The organism is Streptomyces sp. NPDC060198, from assembly GCF_042728415.1.
Classification (GTDB): Bacteria; Actinomycetota; Actinomycetes; order Streptomycetales; family Streptomycetaceae; genus Streptomyces.
In genome coordinates this window covers 1-4,275 of the sequence record NZ_JBHWZJ010000499.1, presented here as the reverse complement: position 1 = coordinate 4,275, position 4,275 = coordinate 1, and the positions used below count along the sequence as shown (strand labels likewise).

General features: G+C 73.2%; 3 protein-coding genes. All 3 read right to left on the bottom strand.

What is annotated here, in order from left to right; all coding sequences use genetic code 11:
• On the bottom strand, window positions 1-1,526 hold a 1,526-nt coding region (locus ACFWEP_RS32390), incomplete at its 3' end, for an FHA domain-containing protein (RefSeq protein ID WP_387375530.1).
• Window positions 1,527-1,663: 137 nt separating this feature from the next.
• Window positions 1,664-3,004 (bottom strand): VWA domain-containing protein, encoded by a 1,341-nt coding sequence (locus ACFWEP_RS32385; protein ID WP_387375529.1) that lies wholly within the window; start codon window positions 3,002-3,004, stop codon window positions 1,664-1,666.
• Between the two features lie 246 nt (window positions 3,005-3,250).
• Window positions 3,251-4,275, bottom strand: a 1,025-nt coding sequence (locus ACFWEP_RS32380; RefSeq protein ID WP_387375527.1) for a PP2C family protein-serine/threonine phosphatase, incomplete at its 5' end; no start/stop codon positions are given.

Genomic DNA, 4,275 nt, shown 5'->3' with positions numbered 1-4,275 from the left:
CCCCACGCACCCACCCCGGGCTCAACGTCACGGTGGTGCGCCCAGCCGCGCCGGACCGTGATCGTCGTCCACGCGCCGACGTGCACCTGGTCGCCGTCCTGGAGCGGAACCGGCACGTAGGGCTGGATCGGGTCCTCGGCGCCGTTGAGCGTGGTGCCGTTGGTGGAGTTCTGGTCCACCACCGCCCAGCCCCCGTCCGGCTGCTTCACCAGGATCGCGTGCTGGTGCGAGACGCCCGGGTCCTCCGGCGGGACCGCCAGGTCGATGTCGGGCGACTCGCCGGTGCTGTGCCGGCGGCGCCCGATGGTGACCTGGCTGCCCGCGAGTTCGAGGTGCTGCTCGGGGGAGTACGCGGGCAGGTTCAGCCCGGTCGCCTCCGGGCCACTGCGCTGCATCATCGCCAGGAAGTAGTCACGGTCGGGCGCGATCACCGCCGTCCAGACGGCGGCCCGCTGAGGCTCCTGCCCACCGGGACCCGCCTGCCCACCGGGACCGCCCTGCACTCCCGGACCCTGCCCTCCAGGACCCTGCACTCCAGGACCCTGTGCTCCGGGACCCTGCACTCCGGGACCCGCCTGGGCGCCCGGGAAGCCGCCCTGGCCGGGGAAGGGCGGAGAGAAGGCCACCTGCTGCGGGCTCTGCTGCTGGAAGGGGTGCGGTGGCTGCTGGTGCGCGGGCGCGTGCGGCGCCTGCGTCCGGCCCTGGGCCTGCGAGGGCGGCGGCAGCATCCAGTCGTCCGCCTCCGGCGGGGCGGACGGACCGGGCGCGGACGGCGCGCCCTGCTGGAACGCCTGCGGCGGACTCTGCTGGTACGCGGGCGGCGGTCCCTGCTGGAACGCGGCAGGCGGCCCCTGCTGCTGACCCGGCTGGTTCTGTGGGAAGGACTGCTGCCCGGGATGGCCGGGGAACTGCGGCTGCCCACCCTGCGGGAACGGCGACTGCTGCTCCTGCGGCCCCGGCCGGCCCTGCTGCTCCTGCGGGAAGGCCGGGGGCTGCTGGTTCTGCTGGAAGACGTTCGGCGGTGCCTGCCGGCCGTCGCGGTCCGGCACGAGCGGCTCCGCCGGGCGGTTCAGCTGCGAGGGGCGCGAGCCCTGGTACTCGAAGGGGTCACGCGGCTGCGGAGGCTGCGGGGCCGGAGCGTGGGGGGCCGGGGGCGTCTGCCGGGGGCCGGGCTGCGCCTGGAAGCCGGGCGGCAGATTGAGTCCGGGTACCTGCCCGCCACCGGCGCCGGGCTGCGGAGCCAGCGGGGTGTAGGAGGTGGCCGTGTTGGTGAGGAAGTTCCACCGGCACTCCTCGCAGTACGGCCCACCGGGCTCACGCGGGGTACGGCACTGGGGGCAGAGCTCGACTCCGGCCGTCGGCTGTCCACCGGGGCCGGGGCCCTGCGGATATCCGTAACCGGGCGCGGGCGGCGGCGGAGGAGGCGGCGGGACCGCACCGGGCGTACCGGCTCCGGTCATGCGATGTCCGCAGACCTCGCACCAGTCCTCAGAACCCGACTGGTGTCCGTTCGGGCAGGTCGGCATGTCGGCGCTTCCCCCTCTCCTTGTCCGGCCCGGGGGCCGTCATGCTGGTCGATCGCCGTACGCGCGGCGGGGCGGAGGGTCCGCCCTCGGCCGTGCGGACGACTCTGTCGCTCGGCTTCGTCTGTGTCGTTCTCTTGTTACTTCTTGACGCGAACGGTCTTCGTGGAGCGCGTTTCGAGGGTCATCTCGTCCGCTTCCGCAACCTTCGCTTTCAGTCGCACAGTACCCGTCGCGGCGTCGACCACGTCGACCACCTTCGAAAGCAGCTTCGCGGTGTCCTCGTTGCCGGAGACCGTCGCGAGCTGCACCGCCCGGCCCAGTTTCGCGGTCGCTCCGTCCAGGTCGCCGGCCTTGCGGGCGTCGAGCCCCTGCTGGATCACCCGGGCCAGCTCGGCCTGGCCCGTATAGTGCGCGACCTGCGGATTCATCGCCGTGGACGCCACCAGGTCGTCCGTCCACACCGCCCGTACCAACCCCTGCGAAAGGGTCTGCGGAGGTTCTTGGGCCGAGGGCGAGGGGAGGATCAGGGAGACGCGCGCCGCCAGCATCTCCTGGCCCAGCCGGGCCTGGGGAACTTGGACGCACACGTGATAATCGCGGGATTCGTCACCCCAGGAGCCGGTCGGATAGTCCCCGGCGCGCGGTCCCGCCTGTGTCCGGCGCCCGGTCAGGTCGACGACCGCCGGAGCGACCTGCTTCACGAAGAGGATCTCGGTGTCCACCGGCGTCCAGAGCCGCAGCGCCACGTCCGCGACCTCCTTGCCCATGGTGTTCTCCATCATCCGCGTGAAGTCCGCGGCCAGACCCGAGGGATCCGCGACGATGTCGGCGCTGCCCAGCAGTGCGGAGGCGATGGCCGTGACCTCTTTCACCTCCCAGTCGGTGCCGACGCCCCGGGCGTCACAGGTGAAACGGCCCGCACAGGCGTCGAGCGCCGCCCGCAGATCCTCCGGAGCCTCGTGCTCGTTGCGCCCGTCGGTCAGCAGGATGCCGTGCCGCAGACCCACCCCGGTGGTGCCGAACAGCCGGTCGGCGAGCCTGAGCCAGGTGCCGATCGCCGTACCGCCTCCCGCGCTCAGCCCGCGCAGCGCGTCCTTGGCCTGCGCCTTGCTCAGACGGTCGGCCTTGGCGAGCCGGCCGTTGCCCGGGTAGACGTCCTTCGCCACGTGGGTACCGGCCACCACCGCGAAGAGGGTGCCGTCGCGCAGGGTGTCGATCGCCGCCGCCGTGGCGTCCCGGGCGTTGCGCATCTTCGTGGGCGGGTAGTCCATCGACCCGGAGCAGTCGACCATGAGCACGACCGCCGTGGTGGAAGCGGACCCTGTGCTTCCGGCGAGCGGCACACCCCCGGACGTGCCGCCGCCCGTGGACGTGACCGTGACGATCGCGTTGACCTCGCGGCCCCCCTCGGGGAGGTAGCTGTTCTGGTACACGTCCACGGAGAACTGCGGCTGTTGCGACTTGGCGAAGTTGGCCATGGAGCGGCTCCTCGGTGCCCCACCGGTGGGACGGATACGGGTGTGCGGTCGACGTACCGGATGACGTACTGGCCTTGGGCGCCCTCGCCGGGAGTCTGGGCACCCGGTGCGGGGGAGCGTGCGGGAAAGGCCGGAAAGCAGCGGTGCGAGAGTCGGAAGCGGTCGGGAACGGTCGCGGTCTCGGGAGGCGGCCCGGAAGGTGCCGGGACACGGCTTCGCGGGTGGCTGGGCGTCAGCCGGGGAGCGTCAGCCGGAGTGTGCCCCGACGGGCCGTACGGCGAACGGCAGCAGCGCCACCGTTACGTTGTCGTGGCCCCCGCCGTCGAGCGCATGCCCCACCAGCACCCGCGCACCGTGCAACGGGCGTTCTTGGGCGTCCCGGGGAAGGGCGGCGGCCATCTCCTCGGCGGTCTCCGCGTAGTTCCACAGACCGTCGGTGCAGACGACCACCGTGCCCGGCCGGTCCGGTTTGAACGCGGCGGTGTGCGGGTCGAGTTCGTAGGCGTCGGCGCCCAGCCAGCCGGTGATCGCGTGGGCGCGCTCGTCCGCGTACGCCTGCTCCTCGCTCATCAGCCCGGCCGCCACCATCTGCGCGGCCCAGGAGTCGTCCTCGGTGAGCCTGACGGGCTGCTCCGTACGGTCGGACGGCACCCAGTAGACGCGGCTGTCGCCGACCCAGCCGACGACCAGCAGACCGCCGGCGACGACCGCGCCGACCAGCGTGCAGGCCGGAGCGTTCTGGTTGCGGTGCGGATCGTGCTCCGCCGCGCCCTCCTGTTGCTCGGCCAGGGCGTTGACGGCCCGGGAGGCCGCGACGATCGCGTCGTGCATCGCCTGCTGCGGGTGCTTGCCGCGCGGCAGCGACTCCAGAAGGGACTCGCCGGCCGCTGCCGCAGCGGCGGCCGAGGCCTCGTCGGGCCGGTGCGCGGAGGACACCCCGTCGCACACGATCGCGACGACGGCCGGCGAGCCGTCCGGCAACGCGGTGGCCGATACGGCGAAGGAGTCCTCGTTGCGGTGGTGGCGCAGCCCGCGGTCGCTGACCGCCGCCACCGGACCGAGCTCCCGCTCCATGTGGTCGCGTTCGCGCGGCTGGGCGTGGCCGCAGGTCTCGCAGTACCCGTCGGTGTCGACCCGGCCGGCCCGGCAGGCGACACAGAGCCTGGTACCGGCGGGAACGGCCGCACCGGCCGTACCGGTCGCAGCTCCCGTGAGTTCGGGTGCGGCGAGTTCGAAGTCCCCGGAGGCACCGGCACCGGAGCCCGCACCGG